20 protein-coding genes and 1 tRNA gene are annotated in these 24,632 nt (G+C 39.3%); 10 read left to right on the forward strand and 11 right to left on the reverse strand.

The genetic code is table 11. From position 1 onward, the window contains the following. Positions 1-37: 37 nt before the first annotated feature. From I6E82_RS01795 to I6E82_RS01820, 6 genes are all read right to left on the reverse strand, one after another. The gene (locus I6E82_RS01795) at positions 38-1,777 is read right to left on the reverse strand and encodes a SulP family inorganic anion transporter (RefSeq protein ID WP_165734680.1); all 1,740 of its coding nucleotides are present in this window, start codon (positions 1,775-1,777) and stop codon (positions 38-40) included. Between the two features lie 156 nt (positions 1,778-1,933). After that, entirely contained in the window at positions 1,934-4,873 is a 2,940-nt protein-coding gene (locus tag I6E82_RS01800; protein WP_169059817.1) for a TonB-dependent receptor, read from the reverse strand. Between the two features lie 623 nt (positions 4,874-5,496). Further along, positions 5,497-6,021: a DNA starvation/stationary phase protection protein Dps gene (gene dps, locus I6E82_RS01805; RefSeq protein WP_010553097.1), complete on the reverse strand. Its 525-nt coding sequence runs from the start codon at positions 6,019-6,021 to the stop codon at positions 5,497-5,499. A gap of 236 nt (positions 6,022-6,257) precedes the next feature. After that, positions 6,258-6,626: a DUF2237 family protein gene (locus tag I6E82_RS01810; RefSeq protein ID WP_007581464.1), complete on the reverse strand. Its 369-nt coding sequence runs from the start codon at positions 6,624-6,626 to the stop codon at positions 6,258-6,260. A gap of 136 nt (positions 6,627-6,762) precedes the next feature. Next, positions 6,763-8,631 (reverse strand): bifunctional glutathionylspermidine amidase/synthase, encoded by a 1,869-nt coding sequence (gss, locus tag I6E82_RS01815; RefSeq protein WP_197116546.1) that lies wholly within the window; start codon positions 8,629-8,631, stop codon positions 6,763-6,765. Positions 8,632-8,962: 331 nt separating this feature from the next. Beyond that, positions 8,963-9,349, reverse strand: a complete 387-nt coding sequence (locus tag I6E82_RS01820; protein WP_024598848.1) for a hypothetical protein — start codon at positions 9,347-9,349, stop codon at positions 8,963-8,965. A gap of 370 nt (positions 9,350-9,719) precedes the next feature. Here I6E82_RS01820 and I6E82_RS01825 point away from each other — a divergent pair, with 370 nt between their 5' ends. The 4 genes from I6E82_RS01825 to I6E82_RS01840 all read left to right on the forward strand — a co-directional run bounded on the left by I6E82_RS01825 (position 9,720) and on the right by I6E82_RS01840 (position 14,015). After that, entirely contained in the window at positions 9,720-10,553 is an 834-nt protein-coding gene (locus tag I6E82_RS01825; RefSeq protein ID WP_165721105.1) for a mechanosensitive ion channel family protein, read from the forward strand. 242 nt (positions 10,554-10,795) lie between these two features. Continuing rightward, on the forward strand, positions 10,796-12,868 hold the full coding sequence (locus tag I6E82_RS01830; protein ID WP_197116547.1) for a catalase: 2,073 nt from the start codon (positions 10,796-10,798) through the stop codon (positions 12,866-12,868). A gap of 101 nt (positions 12,869-12,969) precedes the next feature. Next, the gene (locus I6E82_RS01835) at positions 12,970-13,440 is read left to right on the forward strand and encodes a GFA family protein (RefSeq protein WP_197116548.1); all 471 of its coding nucleotides are present in this window, start codon (positions 12,970-12,972) and stop codon (positions 13,438-13,440) included. A 101-nt stretch (positions 13,441-13,541) separates the two neighbouring features. Beyond that, positions 13,542-14,015: a VOC family protein gene (locus I6E82_RS01840; RefSeq protein ID WP_197116549.1), complete on the forward strand. Its 474-nt coding sequence runs from the start codon at positions 13,542-13,544 to the stop codon at positions 14,013-14,015. Between the two features lie 218 nt (positions 14,016-14,233). Here the strand turns inward: I6E82_RS01840 and I6E82_RS01845 are convergent. Next, positions 14,234-14,318: transfer RNA gene (locus I6E82_RS01845), tRNA-Leu, on the reverse strand. A 392-nt stretch (positions 14,319-14,710) separates the two neighbouring features. Here I6E82_RS01845 and I6E82_RS01850 point away from each other — a divergent pair. The 5 genes from I6E82_RS01850 (at position 14,711) to I6E82_RS01870 (ending at position 18,988) form a co-directional block, all read left to right on the forward strand. Then, entirely contained in the window at positions 14,711-15,700 is a 990-nt protein-coding gene (locus I6E82_RS01850) for a fatty acid desaturase (protein WP_197116550.1), read from the forward strand. Positions 15,701-16,101: 401 nt separating this feature from the next. Next, positions 16,102-17,388 carry an amidohydrolase gene (locus I6E82_RS01855; protein WP_197116551.1) on the forward strand — a complete coding sequence of 429 codons (1,287 nt, stop codon included), beginning with the start codon at positions 16,102-16,104 and terminating at the stop codon, positions 17,386-17,388. Positions 17,389-17,791: 403 nt separating this feature from the next. Further along, the gene (locus tag I6E82_RS01860; protein ID WP_010553118.1) at positions 17,792-18,205 is read left to right on the forward strand and encodes a GFA family protein; all 414 of its coding nucleotides are present in this window, start codon (positions 17,792-17,794) and stop codon (positions 18,203-18,205) included. 10 nt (positions 18,206-18,215) lie between these two features. Beyond that, entirely contained in the window at positions 18,216-18,665 is a 450-nt protein-coding gene (locus tag I6E82_RS01865; RefSeq protein ID WP_231616846.1) for a RidA family protein, read from the forward strand. A gap of 101 nt (positions 18,666-18,766) precedes the next feature. Then, positions 18,767-18,988 (forward strand): hypothetical protein, encoded by a 222-nt coding sequence (locus I6E82_RS01870; RefSeq protein ID WP_165740953.1) that lies wholly within the window; start codon positions 18,767-18,769, stop codon positions 18,986-18,988. Here I6E82_RS01870 and I6E82_RS01875 read toward each other — a convergent pair. Continuing rightward, complete coding sequence (locus I6E82_RS01875; protein ID WP_197116552.1) at positions 18,977-20,173, reverse strand: MFS transporter; 1,197 nt, start codon at positions 20,171-20,173, stop codon at positions 18,977-18,979. The genes I6E82_RS01870 and I6E82_RS01875 overlap by 12 nt on opposite strands. 106 nt (positions 20,174-20,279) lie before the next feature. Here I6E82_RS01875 and I6E82_RS01880 point away from each other — a divergent pair, with 106 nt between their 5' ends. Next, complete coding sequence (locus I6E82_RS01880; RefSeq protein ID WP_007581507.1) at positions 20,280-21,071, forward strand: AraC family transcriptional regulator; 792 nt, start codon at positions 20,280-20,282, stop codon at positions 21,069-21,071. A gap of 36 nt (positions 21,072-21,107) precedes the next feature. Here the strand turns inward: I6E82_RS01880 and I6E82_RS01885 are convergent, their stop codons facing one another. The 3 genes from I6E82_RS01885 to I6E82_RS01895 form a co-directional block, all read right to left on the reverse strand. Then, on the reverse strand, positions 21,108-23,168 hold the full coding sequence (locus I6E82_RS01885) for a TonB-dependent receptor (protein ID WP_197116553.1): 2,061 nt from the start codon (positions 23,166-23,168) through the stop codon (positions 21,108-21,110). 74 nt (positions 23,169-23,242) lie between these two features. Next, positions 23,243-23,899 (reverse strand): YoaK family protein, encoded by a 657-nt coding sequence (locus I6E82_RS01890; protein WP_197116554.1) that lies wholly within the window; start codon positions 23,897-23,899, stop codon positions 23,243-23,245. A gap of 29 nt (positions 23,900-23,928) precedes the next feature. Next, complete coding sequence (locus I6E82_RS01895; protein ID WP_101217480.1) at positions 23,929-24,618, reverse strand: substrate-binding periplasmic protein; 690 nt, start codon at positions 24,616-24,618, stop codon at positions 23,929-23,931. Positions 24,619-24,632 lie beyond the last annotated feature (14 nt).

The following is a 24,632-nucleotide window of genomic DNA, read 5'->3' on the forward strand; positions in this document are numbered from 1 at the left end:
AACAGCAGATCAGCTAGCTGATCTGCTGTTTAGTATTTCATGGCTGTGTTAGCACCTCTTTATTTTCATCTGCCACGAATAAATTAACTTCCTCTGTGTGCTGGCTTACGCTATTTCTTTTTAGGGCGATATATAGGTCTGAGTGAATATATATACCTTCTTTTCCCGACTTCATTCCTGCAATTTCAAACCACGAAAGTAGTTGGCGTTTTCTACCTGCAAGTTCAAGCCTTATATCGCGCTTTTTAAATATAACATCTAGATCGGCAAGCATTGCCATTACGCTTAAATCTAAGTGAGTAAAGCAGGGCACAGCGTCAATTATTACACAGTGGGTGTCGTCTTTTTGCCTTGCGTATTGCTCAAGTAATCTGCGTTTAAAGTAGCTGGCATTAAAGTAAGTTAAAGGTGAATTAAAGCGATAGATAAACACGCCTTGCACTGCTTTTGCTTTATCTGTGGCGTCTAAACTTCTTACTACACCGTTAACATCTACGCCGAGTATATTGTCGGTTGGGCGCATTACAGTGCGAATAAACTGAAATAACCCCAGTAATACAGCAAGTGTGATCCCTGGTATAACGCCAATAAATAACACCGCAAGTAAGGTGGCTGAGGCGAGATAAAATGCCTGTTTGTCTTTTCGTTTTAGTTGCCAAACAGCTTTTAAATCGAGTAAATGAACAGAGGCAATAATAAGTACAACACCTAGCGCTGCGCTTGGAATAAATTCAAGTGGCGCTGTTAAAAATACGGCTATGACCGCAATAATGGCCGCTGCTATTATTGATACTAACTGCGTTTTACCACCCGTTGCATCGTTAACAGCGGTGCGTGAGTCGGCGCCACTGACTGCAAAACCTTGCGAAAGAGCTGACGCTATATTGGCAATACCTAGCGCTCTAAATTCTTTATCGGCGTCTATGTCGTAGCCATTTTTAGCGGCAAAGCTGCGCGCAGTTAGCATCATACTAACAAAACTCACGATGGCTAAGTTAAGTGCGGGTACCACTAGCTCACGAATAATCCCTAAATCAAAAACAGGGGTATTAAAAACGGGAAGCCCGCCAGTTACGGTACCAATGGTTTTTATATCAAGTTGTTTTAAATCAAAAATCCATACCAAAAGCGCACCAAATGCAATGGCAAACATAGATGCAGGCCACGTGGGTCTTATGCGCTTCATGACAAAGTAAACCGCCAGTGTAAACAAAGCCATTAGTAAGGTGGGAACATGTGTTTGCGCTAGGTATGTGGGTACACCTCCTAGGCGTTCAAGTAGGTAGCGTTCGTCAAAGGTAAAACCGAATACTTTAGAAAATTGACCCACAATAATAGTGATAGCCACGCCGTTTAGTAAGCCCATTAAAATAGGTTTAGATAAAAAGTCGGCTAATACACCTAACTTAAATTTACTGGCTATAAAGCACCAAAAGCCGGTCATAGCGGTCATTGTGACAACAAGTTGCCAATGCTTAAAGCTGTCACCTGCAGCAAGAGGTGTTACTACTGCTGCAATAACGGCGCAGGTGGCGGCATCAGGGCCGACTATTAATTGCTTAGAAGTGCCAAAAAGCGCATATAGCATCATTGGCAGTATGCAAGAATATAAACCGACGGCGGCGTTAACACCGGTTAGTTGTGCGTAAGCAATGGCAACAGGTAAAGCTACCGCAGCTACCGATAGCGCCGCTCTTACATCATCAGCAAACCATTGTCGCTCGTAGTGCAGCAATGTATCTAAACCCGGCATAAAATTATATAAACGCGACAGCACTTCAACTTTTCCTGTTAATAGTAGTAACGCTTTGATAGTAAATTTAATGTTCAAATAAGTATAGCTAGGTGGGTGTGTTTTTTACGTAATATAAAGCTACTTTTTTATAGACGTAAAAAAGCCTGCATAAAAGCAGGCTTTAGTTTTTAGGGAAAATTAAAATTTAGCGCGAATACCAAAGCTGTAACGGCGATCCGCTTCAGTGTACTTCCAAGCACCACCTAGTTCAGATAGGTAGATTGAAGGCTCACCCGTTAAGTTGGTCGCATTACCTACTAAGGTCACGTTTTCGTTAATATCCCAGCTTGCAGAGAAATCTAACTGGCCTCTGTCGTCACGGTAGTTATTACCGTAAACAGTGCCTTCTGCTGAAATGCTGCCGTCTGAGTTAATATTTTCTACGCGTTTCTCGTTTTCTGTATCTAAGAAACTGTCACGGTAGTTATAAGCGATACGAGTAGAGAACCCTTCGTATTCCCAAAATACTTGTAAGTTGTACGTATTTTTAGAAATATCTAATAATGGGTTGCCGTTTGGTTGTTCGCTGTCTGCATACGTGTAGTTTGCATTAACACCTAAGCCAGAAAATGCACCAGGTAAGCTTGTGAAGAACTGTTGGTAACCAACTTCAAAACCTTGTACTGAGCCGTTTTCACCGTTTACATTTTTAACTGTATCAATACCCGTTAGTCCTGCGTCACGCAAGCCTGCAACATGGTTAAAGCCATCTATATCTACAGGGTAGTCAGTCGCATCTGAGTAAACTAGGTTGTCTTGAGATACACCTGCAACGTCAAGCTGACATACTTGGTTCCACTGAGTTACGTTTTGACCTGTTGAAGTGCTTGATGCTGCTACACAGCTACTTTCGTTACTTAAGAAAGACTCAACATCTTTATAAAATACTGCGAAAGATAGTACGTTACCTTCATCAAAGTAATGCTCTACAGATAAGTCGTATTGCGTTGCACGGTATGGTTCTAAATCAATAGAGCCTTGCGTTGCACCTGTAATGTCGTTATTAACGTCAAATGCAGGGCTTAGCTCGCTAAAGTCAGCGCGGCGCATAACTTTTGCAGCAGCAAAGCGGAATAATGTTTCGTCTGAGTAGTTATACGTAACGTTTAAGCTTGGTAAAAAGTCGCTGTAGTCATTGTCGCCAGTTACTTTTTCGCCATTAAGAAATACGCTTGATTCTAAATCTGTAGTCACATAACGACCACCCACAATCGCAGTAATGTTATCAAAGTCTAAGTACGCTGATATATATACGGCAGCTGTATCTTCAACTACGTTACGGTATGCGCTTTCTTGGAACTCTTGGTTATCTGAAAGACTGCCTGTTGACGCTAGGTTTGTGCCTGCAAGTAACTGCTGAAGTTGAGCATAAGTATTTGCTGGGTTAGATAAACCGTTGTAGCTTAAAAACGTTAGTAGGTCGTTTTGCCCCGAATGACCTAATTGGTCAAAAGAGTTGTCGTGGCTAACTGTTGTGAAGCTATTTGAAAAAGCAGCGTTGTAGTCATCAACCCATAAAGTAGCTAATGAACCATCTGAGTCGTTAAATGCATTTTTGTAAATGTCTTTAATTTCTACTTTGTATTGCTCGTATTCGTAATCACGGTTAGTAACACGTACACCTGCTTTTACTTTAGACACCCAGCTCAAGCTGCTGAGTGGCTCAAACATTTCAACATCAAAACGAATAGCTGTTTCGTCATTATCTGTTCTTCTATCTTCACTTTTAAACGTACGGAGTGCTAAGTTTTGTGGGTCAGTAAATGCATTTGGATCTGAATGAATGATGCTTGGTAATTTATTACCGTCTTGAGAAAATGCACCATCATATAAATGATTTGTTAGCTGAGTTCCGCCACTTGCTTCAAATGTTGATTTTTCGATTGGGCGAAGTGTAAATTCAGAATCAGGTCTTACGCTTTCTGATGATGCTACTGCAATTTCACCAGAGATTTTTATACTGTCAGTAAGGTTCCACTCTGCACCAAGTGCATTTGAAAACGAGTCAGTTTCACGAAAGTCACTGTATGTTTTAGGGATACCAAATTCGTTTGTTAGCGTGTAATTATTTACGCCGTTAGCATCTTGAGTTGTATTTGCATCTGTTGATAACGAACCCGCAACACCTAATATAGAGTTACCACTTTGCTCACCAGAGCGTTTAGTGCCACTTAAATCAAGATACACCATGCCATTACCAGATTGCGGTGCCCACTGAAGTGATAAATTTACAGCAGTACGTTTACGTTGTTCTACATATTGTTCAACACTGTGCTCGTCTCGTACGATAGCGTTGCCACTTGGTGTATTACCTTCTTGGCCATTAATATCAATGTCTTGAGGTTTAACACGGCTAGACGTTTCATCTTGACGAATTTCACGATCTTGATACGAAAACATAGCAATGGCACCAAAGGTACCCATTTCGTCAAAGTCCCAGTTGTTACCAAGTGAACCACTAAAAATAGGTGCTACTTTTTCTGTTTTATCTGCATATTCACCATCTAATGAAACTGCACCAGTTAGTTTATCTAACTCTAATGGGCGAACTGTTTTTAAGCTAACTGTTCCGCCTAATGCACCTTCAATCATATCGGCAGTAGGAGACTTAACTACTTCTACTGTTTTTAAGAAACTTGATGGGTAATCTTGTAAGCTAATACCGTCACGAGAGTCGCCAATAGTAGAGCGACCGTTTAATTCAACACGGTTTTGAGGTAAGCCACGAATCGAAACACTGTCACCCACACCAAAATCGGTATTAATAGATACACCAGTAATACGTTGCAGTGCTTCTGCAATATTATTATCAGGTAACTTACCAATGTCTTCAGCAACAATCGCATCTACAATACGTCCGTCAGTACGCTTAAGCATAGCGGCGGCTTTCATACTACCTAGCATGCCTTTTACTTCAATAACTTCAATATCTGCAGCTGCCGTTTCTGAAGCTGCCGGAGCCTCTTGCGCTGCAATAGTAGAAGAAGCCATTAATAAAAGGGCTGCTGCACTGATTGTTGTAGAGCTACTTCTTTTATGTTTATTAATTAATGTTGAAGTAATTTGATTGAGTTTCATGTATCTCTCCCGTTTGGGTACGACTTACGTCATTGTGTGTGTTGTTACTTGGTTTGGTTAACCAATTTAACTGCTGTTTCCCTGTAGCGTGTCATACAGGTGGTATGGTTGAAATTAGTCCAATTCAGCTTTTATTACAACCTTTGTTTACCAAAAATTCACAAGGTGTATTACAAAGTGTTCTTTTATTTTGCTTATATTTAATAAATTTAATGGCTTATGGTGTATTTTTATTTTTTATATTTTGAGTGAATTTTATTGAAGTATGTTTACCAAAGGCGTTTTTTTATATTATTTGTACTATTAAATACACTTTTTAGTGCTGTTTTTAAATTTTATGCCGTACTTTTATACGTATTTAGTTTGTTTTTTAAGTGATGTTAAAATAATGAGATGTTCATTAAAGGTTGGCTATGGCTTATAAATTTGCGAAATAGTAAGGAGTATAAAATCATTCAATTTTATTTTGGTTATTTGTTTTGGTAATACCAATTTTCTATTGTTTTTATATGAATTTGTATTAGAGCTTACTGATACATATCTATATATGATTATAAATAGAGTGATTTTTGCGCAAAAAAAAGCCCAGCATATTAATGCTGGGCTTTCTTAGATTAAATATATTAGCTTTTTAACTCGCCTGTAGATGATTCTAAATGGGCTCTAATAAACCACTGAAATTGCTCTAGGTCAGCTAGTTGGCTGGTGATCATATCTTCAGACACCGGATCCAATTCAGAAAGAGTCTCAATTGCTTTACGGTGATCGCCATTAACGCCGTTGTATACTTTATCAAGTGCGGCTAAATGCTCGGTTACTAACCCTTTACCTACTGAGTATTCGTTCCATGTACGACGATCTACAATTGATTTAGGCGTACCAACGGGCACTCCACCAAGAGTCGCAATTCGCTCTGCAATTGTATCTGTCATTTCGCGCACAATGTCTACTTGTGGGTCTATCATTTCGTGTACGCCAATAAAGTTAGGTCCCACTACGTTCCAGTGAATATGCTTTAAAGTAAGCTGTAAATCTATCAATGCAACCATGCGGTTATCTAGCGTAGCTATTGTTTTTTGAGCTGATTCGTCACTCATACCTGGCGCGGTAAATTTAGTTGTTTTGTTTGATTCGTTATTGTTACTCATAATTTCTCCTACATTAAGTAATGTGTTGCTCATATAATATGTTGCGTTATGAGCATGACTTAAACTTAATGAAGCAACTGTTATGCCGTAAGTTGATTGTTTTTAAAAGTGATTTAAAAACATGAGGTTATGTTTTTATTTAAGATTTTAGAGGCTGGAGGGGTGATTGAATTTTTGAAAAGCCTGCATACATTTGTAAAATCTGCAGACTTTAATTTAATAACGCTTAAGTGTATTTAAACTTTGGCTATATATTCGTGCGCTTTTAAAACATCGAGCGGCACTATTTCTAATGATTTTTTATTTGTGGCTTCAAGTACCACTGGTGGCGCAACGTTTGCTGAAATAGCATGAAGCCATCTTACTGCACACAAGCACCATTTATCACCGGCTTTTAAACCTTCAAAATCGTAAAGAGGGTTTGGGCTTATTAAGTCGTTACCTTGTGATTTTGAAAATTGTAAAAACTCGTCAGTCATAATTGCACACACACTGTGATTGCCAAGATCTGATTCTGGTACATAACAAAATCCTTCACGTGTGTAGCCACCATTACCGCAACATAGTTTTAAACGTGTGCCAAGTACATTAAATTGATTCGCCATGAAATACCTTAGTTTGTGGTGTTTAATAAATTTACTCTATCAGGAGTAACTCGCTTGAGATAGCTATAAAACTTAAAAGAGGGAAGGGGGTCTACACAAACTTAAGCCCGCAGCAAAATTGCGGGCTTAGTATTATTTATTTAATACGCAGTGCCATACAATCGCTATGGCCGTTTATGATCATGCTTTTATCAACACGTACGCCACCACCAGAGTATTTTCCGGCGGCTGTAAAACTACATATTTGTACAAAATAGTCATCTACTTTAGGCAGTGCAAATAGTTGTTGGTATATTTGGTCTTGCTCTGCAAAGTGCCCCATTGTTTTTTCTATAACTTGCTGCTGTTCATCAACAAGTTGAATATTAGCGCCACATCGACCTACTATTGGTTTAACTACATATCCGGTTTGTAATAACTCGTCGTTAAGATCAAACGCGGTATTAAGTAAATATTTATGATTAGGGAATAAGCTCCACAGTATTGGCAAAATAGCTTTGTTACTAGGAATTAATGTCCACAGCGGTTCAAACACCATGACATTTTTACGCAGTAATACATCGACTAAGCGTGGCGTTTCACCAATTTTGAATTGTGGTTCAAAGTTATCACCTAATGATTGGTCGGCTTCACATTCTTCACGAATTTGATCAAGTGCGGTTTCCCACGACCAGGTTTTCCACACATAGCTCAGCTGTGAGCCGTCTTCATCTACTATGTTGCCTGATTCATTCCAGCGAAGTGTGCTTAAGCCAATTACTAACTTACACTCAAAGCCCGCGGCTTCAATGGCTTCTTTCATAAATAATGCGTGGTAATGCTCTTCTGGTTCATCATCTTGCAGAATATGAACAAGACCTTTTACTTCACTTTTACGCCATGCTTTTACGAGATCTTTAAATAAATTTTGGCCTGCATCTACACCTGTTTTAACACCAAAGTGTTTTGCCCATTTACCCTGAACCTTACCGCTTTCCATATAACACGATGCCGAATCGCAATTGTATTCGTAAACTTTTAAACCTGCTGTGGTTAGAGCAAAGTCAAACCGACTGGTAATTAATTGGTTTAAGCGGTTATCCCACGATTGGCGAATTTTATTAAGCACAACATCGGGTAAATTGAACTTTTTTAATAACTCAGGGTGCTGCAGTACATAGTCGGTTGCATGCATAAATAAGCCATGTAGCTCATTTGTAGCATGCTCAATGCTTTGCTGCGCCGTTTGAGATATCGCAAAGTAATTATGTTGATCCTCAGCTACTGATGTAAGTTTATGGCCTTGCATCATTTCTACGTAGGCAGCTTCATCGTCATTCGCAATATTTAACCATGACTTGTTTGCTTGGCCTGTATCTACTGCTTTATGGGCTTCTATAATAAATAAGTCGGTGTTTAGCTCTGACGTTGGCTCAGCATATTCTGTTTCATCAGTTTGTGTCATCCAGCCTAAAATAGTGGCGTCGCTGTAAGAGCACTCAATCCAATAGTCGCCATCTTTAGTTACTTTTGCTTTTAGTTCACGACACCAGCTTTGATCTTTTGGCCATATTTGGTGTCCTACATTTTGCTCAGCAAGGCGTATTTTATCTTCATATACTTCAACAACGACAGCAACATGGCCTGTTTCTTCAAACTCGCCGCCTTCTTCCCAAATAAGTAAGCTACCTACCTGAGGATGATGTTTAGCACCGTTTTTAAACGCGTTTAGTGGCAGTCTGTTTTGACTATTTACATCGCGCACAGAACGCAGCTCAAAAATATCGTAAGCCATAGCAATATCATCAAAAATATAACTATGGTTGAGATACATCCATCGACGTGCAAACTCAACGCATTGCCATTTATAGCCCATGTAAATGCCATCAAGGTAACTACGAAAGGCGCTACGATTAGGATAAATACTTTCGTCAGCCGTATCATAATCAGATGAATACACAGCAACATTACCAGGTGCGTAACCTAATAAGGTACCAAAATCACTAGCAGGAGCAGAAGATTTCATAAACAAAGGTGTTCAAAATAAAGGTGTGATAATTTGCTGACTATATGAGCGAAGCTGCGTTATAGCAAGATATAAAATATGTTTTTACGAAGGGGGATAAGTAAAAAATCACTCATTCATCATAGAGTGAAAATACGGGAGAGTACTTTTACTAATAGTGTTAGGTTTGGTGCTTTTTTGCCTTTTAGCTAGTTGAACGTTAGTAATATTTTTGACGTAATTATTACTGTTTAAAACTCAACTAAAAAATGGAGAAGCTATAGGTAGCTTCTCCATTTTTATTATTCATATTTAGTGCTTTTTATAATGTTTAAAGCAGATTAACGCGCTGCTAAATCATTTCAGCGTCTATATGGCGTATAAGGTTTGTTACCCAATTAACATACTGACGGTGAATTTTTTTGCCGTTGTAGTTTAAGTTAATTGAGTCTTTATAGTTGATTGAGTATGCCGTTTTGTCATACGCAATATCGATTGTTAATTGGTGTGTGCGAATATCCAGTACACCTTTTATTTTACCTTCACTCATAGGCGTACACTTCCACCCAAGCTGAATACATGCTTTTAGAATACCTTTTTCTACGTCAGCTTCACTGTTGGTAATTGTTGATGTTTGCGGAATAGGGTTTTGTTCAAAGTCTCTTACTGCAACAGATGTTGAACAACCAGCAAGTACAATAAGTGCTGCCGCTGTAAGTAAAATTGAGTACTTTTTCATAATAATCCTTTGTTTTAATTTCATCCAATTGTGTTGTCTCGCCAATATATGCGCGCTTAGGTGAGATTATCGGTAAATTTATAGATGAGTGCCAGCAATAATTAGAAAATTAAAAGAGTTAACTGAGATTTATATTGGGCATTAACTTTATTTATGAACTAGTTAAAGTTTAATTATTTAAGCTATAAACCAAGGGGTAAAGCAAAATTATGTGTTGAAAGATTTACGTGAGCGATGACATGTTTTAAGGGAACGCTCTTTCTTTATGTTTTAAATTACTCCTATAGTCGTACTTTAGTTAATTTTTTGTTAAACTATTGCGCTTAGTATGGATTGAAGTCAGTTAAAAGTTTTTAAAACAGGAAAAACAATGGAAGACATAATAAACAACATTGATATTAATCAATATTTACCCGCTGCAATTACGTGGGCAACCAACATATTACTGGCGATTGCAATTTTACTTGCGGGCTTATGGCTGGCAGGCAAAGTACGCAATTTAATTATTGGCTTGTGTCATAAATACACTCATCTTGATGACACGCTTTTTCGCTTTTTAGGCAGCATGGCTCGCTACATCATATTAGCGTTCGTTATTATTGCTGTGTTAAATCGCTTTGGTGTACAAACAGCCTCTATTATTGCTTTGCTAGGTGCTGCGGGGCTTGCTATAGGCTTGGCGTTACAAGGTGCAATGTCGAACCTTGCAGCGGGCGTTATGTTGCTTGTTTTCAGACCTTATAAAGTGAATGACTTTATTGAGGCAGCAGGGCGTTTTGGTAAAGTAACAGAAGTAGATATGTTTACTACTATTTTACAAACGTTCGATAACCAACAGGTTATTATTCCAAATAGTCAAATTTGGGGCGCGCAAATTATAAACCATTCACATCATCCAATTCGTGGTGTGGATATGCATTTTGGTGTTGCTTACGGTGAAGATACAACGGCTGTACGTAAAGTTATAGATGCCGTACTTGCAGCGCACCCACACATACTAAAAGATCCAGCTCCTTTTGTTGAAGTAGAAACTCTTAACAACAGCTCAGTAGACTTTTTAGTAAGACCTTTTTGTAAGGGCGAGCATTACTTCGATATTCTTTACACGGTGCCAGAGTTAATTAAAAAAGCACTTGATGAAAACAACATTGAAATACCTTTCCCACATCGTAAAGTTATTTTAGTTAACGAGAATAAAGATTAATTAAATTTAAAAATGCATAAACCTAAGAGCACTTTTAAGTGCTCTTTTTTTGTGTGAAAAAGTTACATACCTGTGTAACCTTTTCTTTTATAAACCACTTCAAATACTACATTGTTATCTGTACAGCCCTTTTTTACTAGGTTGGATGGCTGGTCTTTATTTTGCATTTGCATAGTCGCTTTTAGCTTTTAAGCTCATAAAAACTATTGACCCATTAAATCAAACTGTATGAAGGACTAAACATGGCTGAATCATTTAAATACGCAGGTAATAAAGGGCATGGCGGTGAATTGCATCAAAAAGCGTCGGATGAACACCCTACCATGACCACCGCGCAGGGCTGCCCTGTAAGTGACGATCAAAATTCATTACGTGCTGGAAAGCGTGGCCCAGGATTATTAGAAGATCACATAATGCGCGAGAAGATCTTTCACTTTGATCACGAGCGCATTCCTGAGCGTGTAGTGCACGCTAGAGGCTATGGTGCACACGGATATTTTGAAACTTACGACACGCTTGAAGATTTAACCTGTGCAGATATTTTTCAGCGAAAAGGTGAAAAAACGCCAGTGTTTACTCGTTTCTCTACGGTTGCAGGTAATAAAGGATCGCCAGATTTAGCCCGTGATGTACGCGGTTTTGCGGTTAAGTTTTATACCCAAGAGGGAAACTGGGATTTAGTGGGTAACAATATACCGGTATTTTTTATTCAGGATGCAATGAAGTTTCCAGACTTAGTTCATTCAGCTAAAGCAGAGCCTGACCGAGGTTTTCCGCAAGCGCAAACCGCGCACGATAACTTTTGGGATTTTGTAAGCTTGTCGCCTGAGTCAATGCATATGGTTATGTGGGCAATGTCTGATAGAGCTATTCCGCGCTCTTTACGCTTTATGGAAGGTTTTGGCGTTCATACCTTTAAATTTATTAATGCCAAAGGCGATGAAAAATTCGTTAAATTTCATTGGAAACCAAAAGGCGGTATGCAATCGGTAGTATGGAACGAAGCACTTAAGCTTAACGGCGCCGATCCTGATTTTCATCGCAGAGACATGTGGGAATCAATTGGTAACGGCGACTTCCCTGAATGGGAGTTAGGTGTGCAAGTGTTTGATCAGCAGTTTGCTGATGAATTTGAATTTGATATTTTTGATGCCACCAAGCTTATACCAGAGGAACAAGTACCAGTACAAATTGTTGGCCGTATGGTGCTTGACCGTGTTGTCGACAACTTTTTTGCAGAAACAGAGCAAGTTGCATTTTGTACTCAAAACATTGTACCAGGGCTCGATTTTACTCCCGACCCGCTACTGCAAGGTCGTAACTTTTCATACTTAGATACTCAAACTAAGCGTTTAGGTGGTCCTAACTTTACGCATATTCCGGTGAATGCGCCTAAATGCCCAATGCGTCATTTTCAGCAAGATGGCCACATGGCAATGCACAATCCAAAAGGGCGTGTTAATTACGAGCCAAACTCATGGAGCGGCGACGAAAACAACCCGCGCGAATGCCCAGTACATGGCTTTAAGAGCTCAAGCGAGCCTGAAGTAAGTGGTGGTGATAAACTGCGTTATCGCTCAGAAACATTCAGCGATCATTACAGTCAAGCTCGTCAATTTTATTTAAGTCAAACAGAGGTAGAGCAGGCGCATATTCAATCTGCGTACGTGTTTGAGCTTTCTAAAGTTGAACATTTACCAATACGAGAACGGTTGGTATCGCACTTGTTAAATATTGACGAAACCCTTGCAAATAAAGTGGCCGAAGGACTTGGCTTGCAAGAAATGCCAGATCCAGCAGAAGCTGCTATGCCAACACGTAAAGACTTACCTGTGTCTGATGCGTTAAGTATTTTAAAAAATGCGCCAAATACATTTAAAGGACGCAAATTAGGAATTTTAGTGAGTGACGGGTTTGATGCAGAAATTTTTGAATCGGTTACTAATTCACTTGAAAGTGAAGGCGCAAACTTTGAAATTATTGCCCCACAAGTCGGCGGTGCTAAATGCAGTAAAGGTAAGCACTTTAAAGCAGACCAGGTTATTAATGGTGGTCCATCGGTTTTATATGATGCGGTACTTGTACTCACCACTGAAGAGGGAGCCGAAAAACTAGCTGCCATAGCAGAAGCTAAAGACTTTGTAAGTGATGCGTACGCACATATGAAATACATAGGCTACACAAATGAGGCTAAGCCTTTATTTAAAGCGGCAGGCCTTGATGGAAAAGTAGATGATGGTTGGATAGATTTAGAGGCACATTCAGCCGATAAATTTATAAATATATTGCGTAATTTAAGATATTGGAAACGATAGTAAGCCAATAATTAAAAAAACCACAGCATGAATTGTTGTGGTTTTTTTAAGCTCACCTAGCTAAGGTATTAATTCAAGCCAGCAATAAAATTGGATTTATTATGAAGCTTAATGGCGCTTGTCACTGTGGCAAAGTGGTATTTACGGTCAACTCAAAACACCCTTATCCTTACAATTTATGTTACTGCTCTATTTGTCGTAAAACCGCAGGGAGCGGTGGGTTTGTTATTAACTTGAATGCGCAATACAACACGCTTGAAGTCACAGGGCGTGAACACATAACTATTTATCATGCAAAAATAGGCGATAAAATCAGCCCCGCAGAGCGTCATTTTTGTAAGCATTGTAGCGCTAACTTGTGGTTATACGATGTACGTTGGCCTGAGCAAATTCACCCCTTTGCAGGTGCAATAGATAGTGAGTTACCCATACCACCAGAGCGCACTCATTTAATGCTTGGTAGTAAAGCAAATTGGGTAAATGCGCCCATTAATGAAGGTGACAAGCAATTTGAAGAGTACCCTGATGAAAGTATTGCTGCTTGGCATAAGCGTTTAAACCTCGAAAAGTAACGCAATTTTTTGTATGAGCTAAGCTTAAATTTAGGGGGCAATTAAACACATATTTAGTTAATTAAATATTAAAAATCACCGTGTAAGTAAAGGAGAGTATTATGGCAGTCTCAGCAATACCAAAAGGGTTTCATTCAGTTACACCTTATTTAATTATGAACGATGCACAAAAAGCGATAGATTTTTATTGTGATGCATTTAGTGCTGAGCACGTAATGCAAATGCCTTTACCTGATGGTGGAATAGCCCATGCAGAAATAATAATTGGTGATTCGCATATTATGCTTTCAGATAATGGTTCTGAAGAGCATTTAAAAAGCCCAAAAGAACTCGGTGGTACTGCGCTAAGCCTTATGCTTTATGTTGAAGATGTTGATACCGTATTTAAAAAAGCAATTGATCTAGGTGCAACACTAATAAGACCCTTACATGACCAGTTTTATGGTGATAGGACCGGCACACTACAAGACCCATTTGGTCATATATGGATCATTGGTACACACAAAGAAGATGTTAGTGACGAAGAGTTAAGTAGTCGAATTGGGGATATAACAAATCAAGAGCAAGACGCATAACTAGCGTGCTTATTAGATTTATGTACCTTCCTAATTACGTTGACGGCTTTAATGAAAGGTTTGTAGCTTTTGCTTCAACTCATCTAGGTTTTATCTTGTTATCGAAACCGTTTTCTTACCTCAAAATAGCTCACTTAATTAAGCGAATTGGTATAAATTACTAGTTAAATTTTAGGCATAAAAAAACCTCAGCCAATAATTAGCTGAGGTTCAAAAAGTGGTACCAGCGGCCGGACTCGAACCGGCACTCCTTTCGGAAGGGGATTTTGAATCCCCCATGTCTACCAATTTCATCACGCTGGCATAATTTTTCTTTAATCTTTTAAGCATAAAAAGATAAAGAAAAACCACTTAAAATAAAAAGGATACTTATATACCTCTTATTCTGTATCCGCATTATACAAACAAAAGAGGGGGCGGCAAGCCTTTTCTTTTATTTACATAAACAACTGGTTGATAATTAATCGTTTATAGCAAGGATACTCCACAGGTAAATTTTTTAAGTCTTTTTGGGCTGATATATAAAGCGAATATTTTGGGTTATGAGTGCTATTAAACTTGTTATGCGATTGAATAAATAAGCAATTGAACTATTGGTAATAGTTAATCGTACTACAATAAATATTCCTGCTTTATCCCGATGTTGCGCTTAATTCAGGTATTATTTGTACAACAAGGTTTTTAAGACATTATATATGACTCAATTAAGTGCCAAACAGAACATTCAATCGATTGTGAAAGCAATTAAGGCAGAGGAAGCATCACTTCGTCAAAAGTACCCATTACTTGCACATCAAAATACCTTAGGGTTAATTATTTTATTGCTATCGCTTAGCGCATTAATTGGTGTTGGTGTTTTATATTATTTAGCCATCATACCTGCTTGGGTATGTATAGTACTTGCGGCTATTGCAGCGTCTATTTCCCATGAGTTAGAGCACGACCTCATACATAAACAATACTTTAGTAATCAGCCGTTCATGCATAATTTTATGATGCTAACAGTATGGTTAATGCGGCCAAATACTATTAGCCCATGGTACCGACGTAAAATGCATTTACACCATCACAAAACCTCAGGCACACAACAAGACCTAGAAGAACGCTTGGTGGGTAACGGTATTAAAAATCCATTTTTACGTGCGCTAGTTATTGTAGATGGGTTATTAGGGTTAGTTATTTCTACTAAACGTTTTAGAAAAGAAATTAATGGCTTTAGTTTTTCGAGTGTTTTTAATGCGGGATTTCCGGTAACTACTGCGTATTTTGCTGTTTTATATAGCGTTATTTTATTTCATATCGTTGATTTATTTATACCACTTTCGCTAAATTCACCTAGCTGGTTGTTAAGTACAATGAATGTGTTTGAATTTTTAATGGTTGTGCTCATTGTGCCTAATATTATTCGCTCAAGCTCGCTTAATTTTGTTACCTCAAGCATGCATTACTATGGCGGCGTTAATAATATGCTTGAACAAACTCATGTACTAACGAGTCGTTTATTTGTGCCGTTTAACTTGTTTTGCTTTAACTTTGGTAAAACGCATACTATCCACCATTTTGTGCCAAATCAGCCGTTTTATTTACGCCAAATGCTAAGTGAAAAAATACTTAAAGTAATGGCGCAACACAACGTGCGCTTTAACGATTTTGACAGCATAAAAAATGCTAACGCATTTAAATAATTACCCCCAACATAAGGGGAGGTTCTACATTGCTATTCTTATTTTATAGTTTGAATAGCAATTATGTACCAAGCCTATTACTCGTTAACTTCTTCTATCCACCACCGCGCTTATTAAAACTCACTTTACGTGCGTTGGTTGACTATTCAATGCCATTTTTAAATCAATAAAAACAAAAATGGTAGGCTTAATTAGCGCTAAATCTTCAAACTAAAAATAGATAAAACCAGTGAAAAGTGAAGTGGCCCCCTATAGTTGGGCATCTAGCTTAAATGGGATTGATTATTGTAGAGCCTTCAGTAATAGTGGTTATAGAGCGAACTAATTATGTTCTCAATAATACATAAGGGCTCGTGCTCATCAATATTATAAAACCAATAAATATAATAAGGACAAACAGGATGAAAAAATCACTAATTTCAATAGCGCTGGGCTTTGCTGCCCTTAGTGCGCTCAATGCCAATGCAAACATTGATCAGCAAGTTAAAAAGATAGAGCAACAGGTTATTGATTGGCGACGTGATTTTCATCAAAACCCTGAGCTTGGTAATCGCGAAACCCGCACAGCAGGTATCGTAGCTAAGCACTTAAAGTCGCTGGGTATGGAGGTACAAACGGGGATTGCTTATACAGGCGTTGTGGGGTTATTAAAAGGCGCAAAGCCTGGTCCAACAGTAATGCTACGTGCAGATATGGACGCGCTGCCAGTTACTGAAAAAGCCGATGTTGATTTTAAGTCAACTAAAACCACTAATTACCGTGGTGTAGATGTAGGCATAATGCATGCTTGTGGGCACGACACGCACGTGGCCATGCTTATGGGCGCTGCACAAGTGCTTGCAAACATGAAAGATGAGCTACACGGTAATATTATGTTTGTATTTCAGCCTGCAGAAGAAGGCGCACCAGAGGGGGAAGAGGGTGGCGCTGAGCTAATGCTTAAAGAAGGCATATTTAAACAATACAAACCAGAAGCTGCTTTTGGGTTACATATAACATCTAGTTTGCACAGCGGTAAAATTGGTTATAGAAGTGGCCCTGCAATGGCCAGTGCAGACCGATTTGAAATAATTGTACATGGCAAGCAGGCACACGGCTCTGCACCGTGGACTGGGGTTGACCCTATTGCTGCTGCCGCGCAAATAGTAACTGGCGTTAATCATATTGTTAGTCGCCAAATTAACATTACCAAAGAGCCCGCTATTGTCTCGTTTGGAAAAATAGCGGGAGGCGTACGCAATAATATTATTCCTGAAGAAGTAGAAATGGTGGGTACAATTCGTAACTTTGATATGGATAATCGTGCACAAATATTTGAAAAAATAAAAACCACAGCCACGCACATTGCTAAATCGTCAGGTGCTACTGCAGAGGTACACATTCACGAAGGTTATCCGGTAACGATTAATAACCCAGAGCTAACCGCGCAAATGTTACCTAGTCTTAAAAAAGCAGCGGGTAATGATAACGTAGTTGAAATGGGGAAAATAACCGGCGCAGAAGACTTTTCGTTTTACGCATTAGAAGTGCCGAGTGTATTTGTATTTTTAGGCGGTACACCCAGTGAGCAAGATTTAAATACAGTGGCTAGTAATCACTCCCCTTATTTTTATGCCGACGAATCATCGTTTAAAGTAGGTACTAAGGCGCTTAGTCTATTAGCCGTTGATTATTTAAACGCGCATTAATACCAACTCGCAATAATACATAATCAATTTGAGGGATTAAACCGCACGTTAACTTCGTTAAAAATTTCTCATATAGAACAACTAAATAACGAAATTTTTGCCTTGTTATCGACACGGTTTTCTTACCTCAAAATAGACAACTTAATTAAGCGAATTGGTATAAAAATAATTTAGACGCACCACGTTACGCTATTAGCTTAACGTGGTATTGCTGTTTTATTTAAAACATCGGATCATGTTTGTAGCACTTGCTCAACTTTGAAAAAATCACTCTAAAGAATTAAAAATCTAACCGAACATACAAACAAACCGGCGAGCAATTTTTTATATTTTAAAAATAATGAATCGATATTGCCGGTCTTATATCTCGATTCAATCTTCATAAGCATTAAGGATTTAAATAATGGAAATTACTGGAAGCTGTTACTGTGGTGAAATTAAATACCAAGCAAAGTCTCAAAATAACAATGCACTTGTTTGCCATTGTAGCGATTGCCAACGCATGTCGAGCGGCCCATTTAGAGCCGTTATAATTGCAGAGCCAAACTCGGTCGTGTTTACCCAAGGTGAGCCAAAAGAGTTTGTTAAAACAGCGCAAAGCGGTAACAAGCGTGCGCAAGGTTTTTGTGGCACATGTGGTACAACACTTTATGCAACTAACGAAGCTAAAGCTGACCGTGTATATGGTTTGCGTATTGGTGCGGTTGATCAGCGTGATCAATTTACGCCAACAGCACAAATTTGGTCTAAATCGACGCTTAATTGGCTTAACGAATTACATCAAGTGCCTTCATTTGAAACCACACCACAAAAATAAGGTAAGCCAGATGATGAACTCACTGATAAAAACCGCTTTTTTAGCAAGCACATTAATTACCGGCAGTGCATTTGCAGCTTCGAGTAATATCGACTTTTTAAATGTAGGCAAAGCTAATCCTAACTTACCATTTTCGCAAATAGTAAAAGCCGGTAATACGCTTTATATGTCGGGGCAAATAGGGATTAACCCTGTAACAGGTAAGTTGGCTAAAGGCGGTTTTGAAGGTGAAACTAAACAAACACTTGAAAATATTAAACGCACTTTAGAGCAACATAACTACAGTATGAGCAATATTGTAAAGTGCACCGTTATGCTTACCAATATTAACGACTTTAAAGCATTTAATGCCATTTACACCCAGTATTTTAGTGCGCCGTATCCTGCACGTAGTGCTTTTGCAGTTAAGGCGTTAGCCCTTGATTCTTTGGTAGAAGTTGAATGTATTGGTGCTGTTTAGTTGATACTCAGCAGTATTACTTCTAAAAAGTAATACTGCTTTTGAAATTTTTTATACAAAAAGGCTGTCTATTTGAGTAGTTACATAACAGAGGAAATATTATGTGTAGTTCACCCAAAAGCAGCCGAGCAGTTAAAAAAACAGCCATTAGTTTTAATGATGAGCTTACTCAAGAGCAGCGCTTGCGTTTTGCTGCAAAAGCTAATTTAGCGCAAGAGCGCCGTGAACAGCGCGAAGCAACTAATAAACGCTATGAGCAAAAACACACGAGCAACAAAACTTCGTCTGGTTTATTTTCGTGGTTACAGCAACTAGTTAACTGATTTAGCTAAAGTGGTGTTTTTACCACTGCCTAAACCACATAATGCACACAGTACTCCGGCAATAGCGCACAGCCATAATGGCGCACTCCAACTTCCCGTAGTCGTGTGTAATGCACCAGCTAGCATAGGACCAATAGCCGCGAGTAAATAACCTACGCTTTGCGACATACCTGAAAGCGACGCTGCTTGTTGCGAATCGTCAGTTCGTAAACTAATAAACGACAACCCCAGTATAAAACATGCACCAGAGCAAAAACCCAGCATTAAGGTCCACACAAAGGCATAGTTAGGCATGTAAAGCAGCCCCAATGCACTGAGTGCACTCAGCATGGCCAAAATAAAGCTAAGCGCGCTTTGATCTTTTAATTTGGCAAGTAACGGAATTAATATTAAACCCGGTAATGCAGTCGCTATTTGAAAAGCACCATGATAAGCACCTGCTTGCGTGGCACTTTGGCCTGTTTCGATTAATATGCTAGGTAACCACGTGATAATTATATAATTTAAGAATGAGTTTAAACCCAGCAGTAGGGTAATTTGCCATGCTAGTAAATAGCGCCATACACTTTTTGACGTGTCAGCGTGTTGAGCAATACTCGCGGGTTTTGTGTGCTTACTTAATTGTGACATCCATACAATAATACTCGCCAGAGTAATAAGAGCTGATGAGCCCAGCGCAAGTTGCCATCCTAATCCGTTTAACTGACTAAGCGGAAATACCAAAGTGGAAAACCCACCCGATACCACGCCCATAGTAAGCACGTAGGCTGAGGTCATTAACGCAACCTTTGCAGGAAAGTCGCGCTTAATTAAACTTGGTAATAATACGTTTGCGATGGCAATACCTACACCAATAATAGCGGTGCCTACAAAAAGCATGGCTGAGGTATTTATTACCCGCGCTGCAACCCCTGCAAGTATAAATAACAAAGCCACAAACAAGGTGCGCTCTAGCCCCTGCTTTTTAGCAAGAGTTGCGGCCATTGGCGATACAACCGCAAAGGCAATGAGTGGCAATGTTGTTAAAAACCCAGCTTGCGATGCGCTAAGCCCAAAGTGATTAATAATTTGTTCAAGCACAGGTGCAATACCTGTAAATGTTGCACGTAAATTTGCGGCAATAAGTAATATGCCAAGCACAAGTAATATGCCAGCAAAGCGTGATTTAGGTGTGTTATTTAACAAAAGGAAAGACCATTAAAGCTAATACTTAATGGGCGCTAGTATAAAGGCTTAGCAAAAACTATAATTTAGAGATAATGACATTAAATAACTAAAAACAGACAAAACTATGTTTGATGCAATTGGTTGGGACGACATTAAAAATTTTGAAACTATGGCGCAGCCCATAATAGCCAAAATAGAGCACGCCCATGCAAGTCACGAAATACCACTACATACCCATCCTAAAGGGCAATTAATTTTAGCGCTGCATGGTTATGTAACGTGTGAAGTGTCAGCCAAAATGTGGATGGTGCCTACGCACAGTGCAATTTGGATCCCAGCACAAAAGGTGCATAGTAATAGGGCGTCTGATAACGCGCAGCTTTGTCATTTATTTATTGATAGTAGTAAAAACGGTATGCCGCTAAATACCTGTACGTTAGCTATTACGCCGCTGGTTAAAGAGCTAATGTGTGAGTTGGCTGGGCATAATCAGCACTATACTTTAAATAGTAAAACAGCACGTTTAGCGCAGGTGTTATTTGATCAACTTATTGAAATGCCCGTACAACCACTGGATTTTGTATTATCTAAAAATGAGGTAATTCAAACCATGAGCGATCAGCTTATAAATATGCCAAATAACCGAAAAACACTACCACAATGGGCTAAGCAGTTTGCATTAACTGAGCGCACATTAGCGCGGTTAATAAAAAAAGAAACCGGTATGACATTTGGAAAATGGCGTACGCAATTGCATATAATTACAGCCTTAAAAGCGCTTTCTGATAAGCAAAGTGTGCAGCAGGTGTCGGAGTTATTAGGGTATGAGTCGGTTAGTGCGTTTATTACTATGTTTAAAAAGGTGATGAAAAAGTCGCCCATGAAATACATGAGCGACTTAAATCAGTTAAATTAGCTTAGCTCTTAAATAAGTTTAGCCCTTAAATAAGCATTACCACGTGTAAGTTGCCGAAAGCATCGCGTTACGTGGTTTGCCAGGAAAGTACCTGTCGCCGGTAAAACTGGTGTAATCGGCCCGCTCCGCATAAGCCTCATTAGTTAAATTAATAATGCGGGCAAGCACTTCAAGGTTATTAGTAACTTGCCACTGAGCGCGCAGGCTTAAAACATCATGCCCTTGGTATTTATTTAAGTTTTCTGGGTCGGTGTAGTAGTTACCAACGCGATGCCACTGCAAAGCAAATTGCGCGTTGTTTAATGCCTGCCATGTTAAATCGAGATTAGCAATATTACGCGGCGCGGTATCTATGTCGTTGCCGTTTATATTTAAACCGTTAAGTATTTGGTTGTTAGTGTAAGTATGCTTTGCGTGAGTGCCTGCAAAGTTAAGCGCAAGCGACTGCGTTAGCTGGTAGTCAAGTTCAAGCTCAATACCACGATGGCGAGAGCTGCCATTATTTACCGTAAAAAAGTCACTATCGCGGTAAATCGTATTGTGTTTACTCATAGCGTAAACCGACACGCCATAACGTAGTTTTTCGTAAATCCCTTTAATACCCAGCTCTGCGTTATTCGCTATTTCGGCGCTTAAATTTGCAGTAGTTTGCTCGCGTTGTAATTGGTATAGCTCAGCCGCTTGTGGCGCTCTGTAACCGCGAGAAAAGTTTGCATAAAGCATGTTATTTGTATTGTACTGATAACTAACCCCAAGCTTTGGCGATAGATTACTAAAACTATTTTTTCCACTTTCAGGGCGGCTGTATCGGCAGCCACCAAAGCCGCATTCTGTGCCATCGTCTTTTGTTCTACCTGCTAGCATATTATTGGTGTAGTCGTACTGCATATGCTCGTAGCGCACACCTGCGGTAAGTAACCACTTATTTAATTGCCAATCAAGTGATGCAAAAGGGGCATAAAGCGTGGCGTTTACATCGTAATCGTAATGCTTACCTTGGGGTACTGTAGCAACTAAAAATGCAGAACCTTGAGTGGGCTCGTTTTGGCTTTGAGTAAAGTCGGCTTGCGTGTATTCGCCATCAAGCCCTAGGTTTACTTTTACATTACGTTGTAAATTATGTTGATAAAGCGATTGCACACCAAAGCCGGTTTGGCTGTTTTTTTCAAGCGGTGTGCCGGGTAAAAAGTGCTTAAAAAAGTCCATGCTTTGGTCGCGAAAATATAACGTAGTAGAGAGCACATCATCGTTATTTAATTGCCATGTTGCATTGCTCCATGCTCTAAATGCACGTGCTTTTCTAAATGCGTCTGGGTCAAAGTTTTTTTGCGAGAGGTCTTCGTTTTTATAGCTTTCAAAGCCCGTAATAAATCCCGCAGTTTGCTGATCAAGATTTGTATAAGTAAGGCCTGAGGTAAGTAATAAATTATTATTTGAATAGCGATGGCGAATATTTACTTTTTGTTGCTCTACGCTTTCGTCGTCGCGGTAACCGCTATCGTCGGTAACACTTGCGTTAATGCCTATGCCGCTGTTGCCGTAATCTTGTCCTGCACGTAATTTGTAGCGAGTATAACCGTACGAGCCATAATCTAAACCAACTAAGCCACCGCCTTGTGTGGTGTCGGGCGTTATTACATTAATAACACCATGCACAGCATTTGAGCCATAAAGTGCAGAGCCAGGGCCTTTTAGCACTTCAATGCGCTGCGCCATTTCGCTGTGCGCCTCAAATAGCTCGTTTATATTACAAAACCCAGCGGCTCTAAGTGGTATGCCATCCTCCAAAGTCAATATGCCACCACAAGCGCCTGCGCCCGAAAGCACTTGTGAGCGAAGCGCGGGTAAATACTCTTGGCCATTTCCGCGTTGAATATTAGCACCCGCTACACGTTGCAGAGCTTCTTCAATATGGGTAGGCGCTATGCTATTTAGCTGCGCTTGCGTTAGTGTGCTTATTGATAAAGGCAGTGGGGTGGATAGCGCTTCAATACGTGATGCCGTAGTTGTTATGGTTTCTATTGCATCGTTGTTTTGATTATCGGCAAACGCAGCGTGGCTAAAGGGTAATATCAGCGGCAAAAAATAAGGTTTCATACATTCCTTGAAAGTAATCTATATTGCATTGCCTCTATAATATGCGGTTTTAATATGCATTTAAACTTGTTGCGTTAAAGCGTACGTAACCTATAAACCCGATACGTAATTGATAAAACAAAACAAGCCACAGCAGGAAACACCAAAGCCAGCACTAAGTAATGCTTAAATAAAACGAAGCCGGTTATACCGCCTAGTAAAAAGCCTGCAATAATGAGTAAAAACATAACGCCTTTACGGGTATCAAATTGCTCACCTTTAAGCGCTTTACCTAGCATTAAACCAAGGTCAGTAAAAATACCGGTTAAATGTGTCGTACGAATAACAGCACCACTGTAATTAGTGGCTAGCGCATTTTGTAACCCACACGCAGCAGACGTTAAAACAATGCCGTAAACGAATGTGTTTTTGAGTAAATAAGCACTCGCAAGTAGTAGCAATCCTTCAATAAAAAGCAAAGTGTCGTAATGACGACCAAGTTTTAATGAGCCACCAGAGAGTAAAAATCCCGACAGTGCCGAACCCAACATAAAGCTAATAATTATTGAAAGTAGCAATAAGGCAGTGCTGGGGTTAGTTATTACTTTAATACCAAGTAAAGTAACAGAGCCAGATACATGCGAAATAGCCTGGTGCTCAAATCCTAATAAGCCTACAGCGTTTACTACGCCCGCTATAAATGCGAGCGTAAACGCGCCATATTCAACCCACTTTGGTAGTTTTGTAAACATTGGTTATCTCTTAACGTGTGCAGTGTTAATTATTGAGTTTGTGCTTTAAAACGTTTTATTTGCTCATCAACTAATTTTGTATCAATTACGCCACGCTTAAAAGCAATGTAAGTAGGAAGCGTAAACTCATTGAACTGCCTAGCGTATATATTTTTATATTCTTTTGAGTACCACAAACCCGCTTGATAGTTAGTTATTGCGTATTCAACACGTTTTTTTTCTAGTAGCTCAAAAGTGTCTTTAGTTGAAAGTGAACGAAGTAGATTATTCTCATCAAGGTTATACTTTTTAGCAATAACCTCAGGCAAAGCAACGCCGCGCAGCATCGCTATTGGGGTATTTGATAAATGGTTTGTGAGTAGCTTATCTTTGTTTAAAGTAAATAAGCCATACTTAGTAGTGTGCAAGGGCACGCTTGTAAAATCTAAATACTTTGCACGTTCCTCTGTATTGGCCAAAGAGAAATAGCAGTCGTAATAACCCAGCGCCATTTCTTTTTTAACGCGCGCCCATGGCAAGTGCACAACATCAATTTTAAGATTTAAATTACGCTCAATAAACGTTAAATATTCAATATCTAAACCCGTGAACGTATCGCTTTTCTCATCAAATATAGTAAAAGGCGGGTAGTGGGTTGTTACGCACCGCAGGGTTTTACTTGGCGCTGCAAGTAATAACGAAGGAAAAGTTAAAGCTAAAAACAGAAATATTGCGCGCATAAATATAAATTCGA

The organism is Pseudoalteromonas sp. NZS11 (assembly GCF_015864765.1).
Lineage (GTDB): Bacteria > Pseudomonadota > Gammaproteobacteria > Enterobacterales > Alteromonadaceae > Pseudoalteromonas > Pseudoalteromonas arctica.

Coding starts and splice junctions, on each gene's coding strand:
- I6E82_RS01800 (WP_169059817.1), bottom strand. CDS start 4,873: ATGAAACTCAATCAAATTACTTCAACATTAATTAATAAACATAAAAGA.
- dps (WP_010553097.1), bottom strand. CDS start 6,021: ATGAGTAACAATAACGAATCAAACAAAACAACTAAATTTACCGCGCCA.
- I6E82_RS01810 (WP_007581464.1), bottom strand. CDS start 6,626: ATGGCGAATCAATTTAATGTACTTGGCACACGTTTAAAACTATGTTGC.
- gss (WP_197116546.1), bottom strand. CDS start 8,631: ATGAAATCTTCTGCTCCTGCTAGTGATTTTGGTACCTTATTAGGTTAC.
- I6E82_RS01820 (WP_024598848.1), bottom strand. CDS start 9,349: ATGAAAAAGTACTCAATTTTACTTACAGCGGCAGCACTTATTGTACTT.
- I6E82_RS01825 (WP_165721105.1), top strand. CDS start 9,720: ATGGAAGACATAATAAACAACATTGATATTAATCAATATTTACCCGCT.
- I6E82_RS01830 (WP_197116547.1), top strand. CDS start 10,796: ATGGCTGAATCATTTAAATACGCAGGTAATAAAGGGCATGGCGGTGAA.
- I6E82_RS01835 (WP_197116548.1), top strand. CDS start 12,970: ATGAAGCTTAATGGCGCTTGTCACTGTGGCAAAGTGGTATTTACGGTC.
- I6E82_RS01840 (WP_197116549.1), top strand. CDS start 13,542: ATGGCAGTCTCAGCAATACCAAAAGGGTTTCATTCAGTTACACCTTAT.
- I6E82_RS01850 (WP_197116550.1), top strand. CDS start 14,711: ATGACTCAATTAAGTGCCAAACAGAACATTCAATCGATTGTGAAAGCA.
- I6E82_RS01855 (WP_197116551.1), top strand. CDS start 16,102: ATGAAAAAATCACTAATTTCAATAGCGCTGGGCTTTGCTGCCCTTAGT.
- I6E82_RS01860 (WP_010553118.1), top strand. CDS start 17,792: ATGGAAATTACTGGAAGCTGTTACTGTGGTGAAATTAAATACCAAGCA.
- I6E82_RS01865 (WP_231616846.1), top strand. CDS start 18,216: ATGATGAACTCACTGATAAAAACCGCTTTTTTAGCAAGCACATTAATT.
- I6E82_RS01870 (WP_165740953.1), top strand. CDS start 18,767: ATGTGTAGTTCACCCAAAAGCAGCCGAGCAGTTAAAAAAACAGCCATT.
- I6E82_RS01880 (WP_007581507.1), top strand. CDS start 20,280: ATGTTTGATGCAATTGGTTGGGACGACATTAAAAATTTTGAAACTATG.
- I6E82_RS01885 (WP_197116553.1), bottom strand. CDS start 23,168: ATGAAACCTTATTTTTTGCCGCTGATATTACCCTTTAGCCACGCTGCG.
- I6E82_RS01890 (WP_197116554.1), bottom strand. CDS start 23,899: ATGTTTACAAAACTACCAAAGTGGGTTGAATATGGCGCGTTTACGCTC.
- I6E82_RS01895 (WP_101217480.1), bottom strand. CDS start 24,618: ATGCGCGCAATATTTCTGTTTTTAGCTTTAACTTTTCCTTCGTTATTA.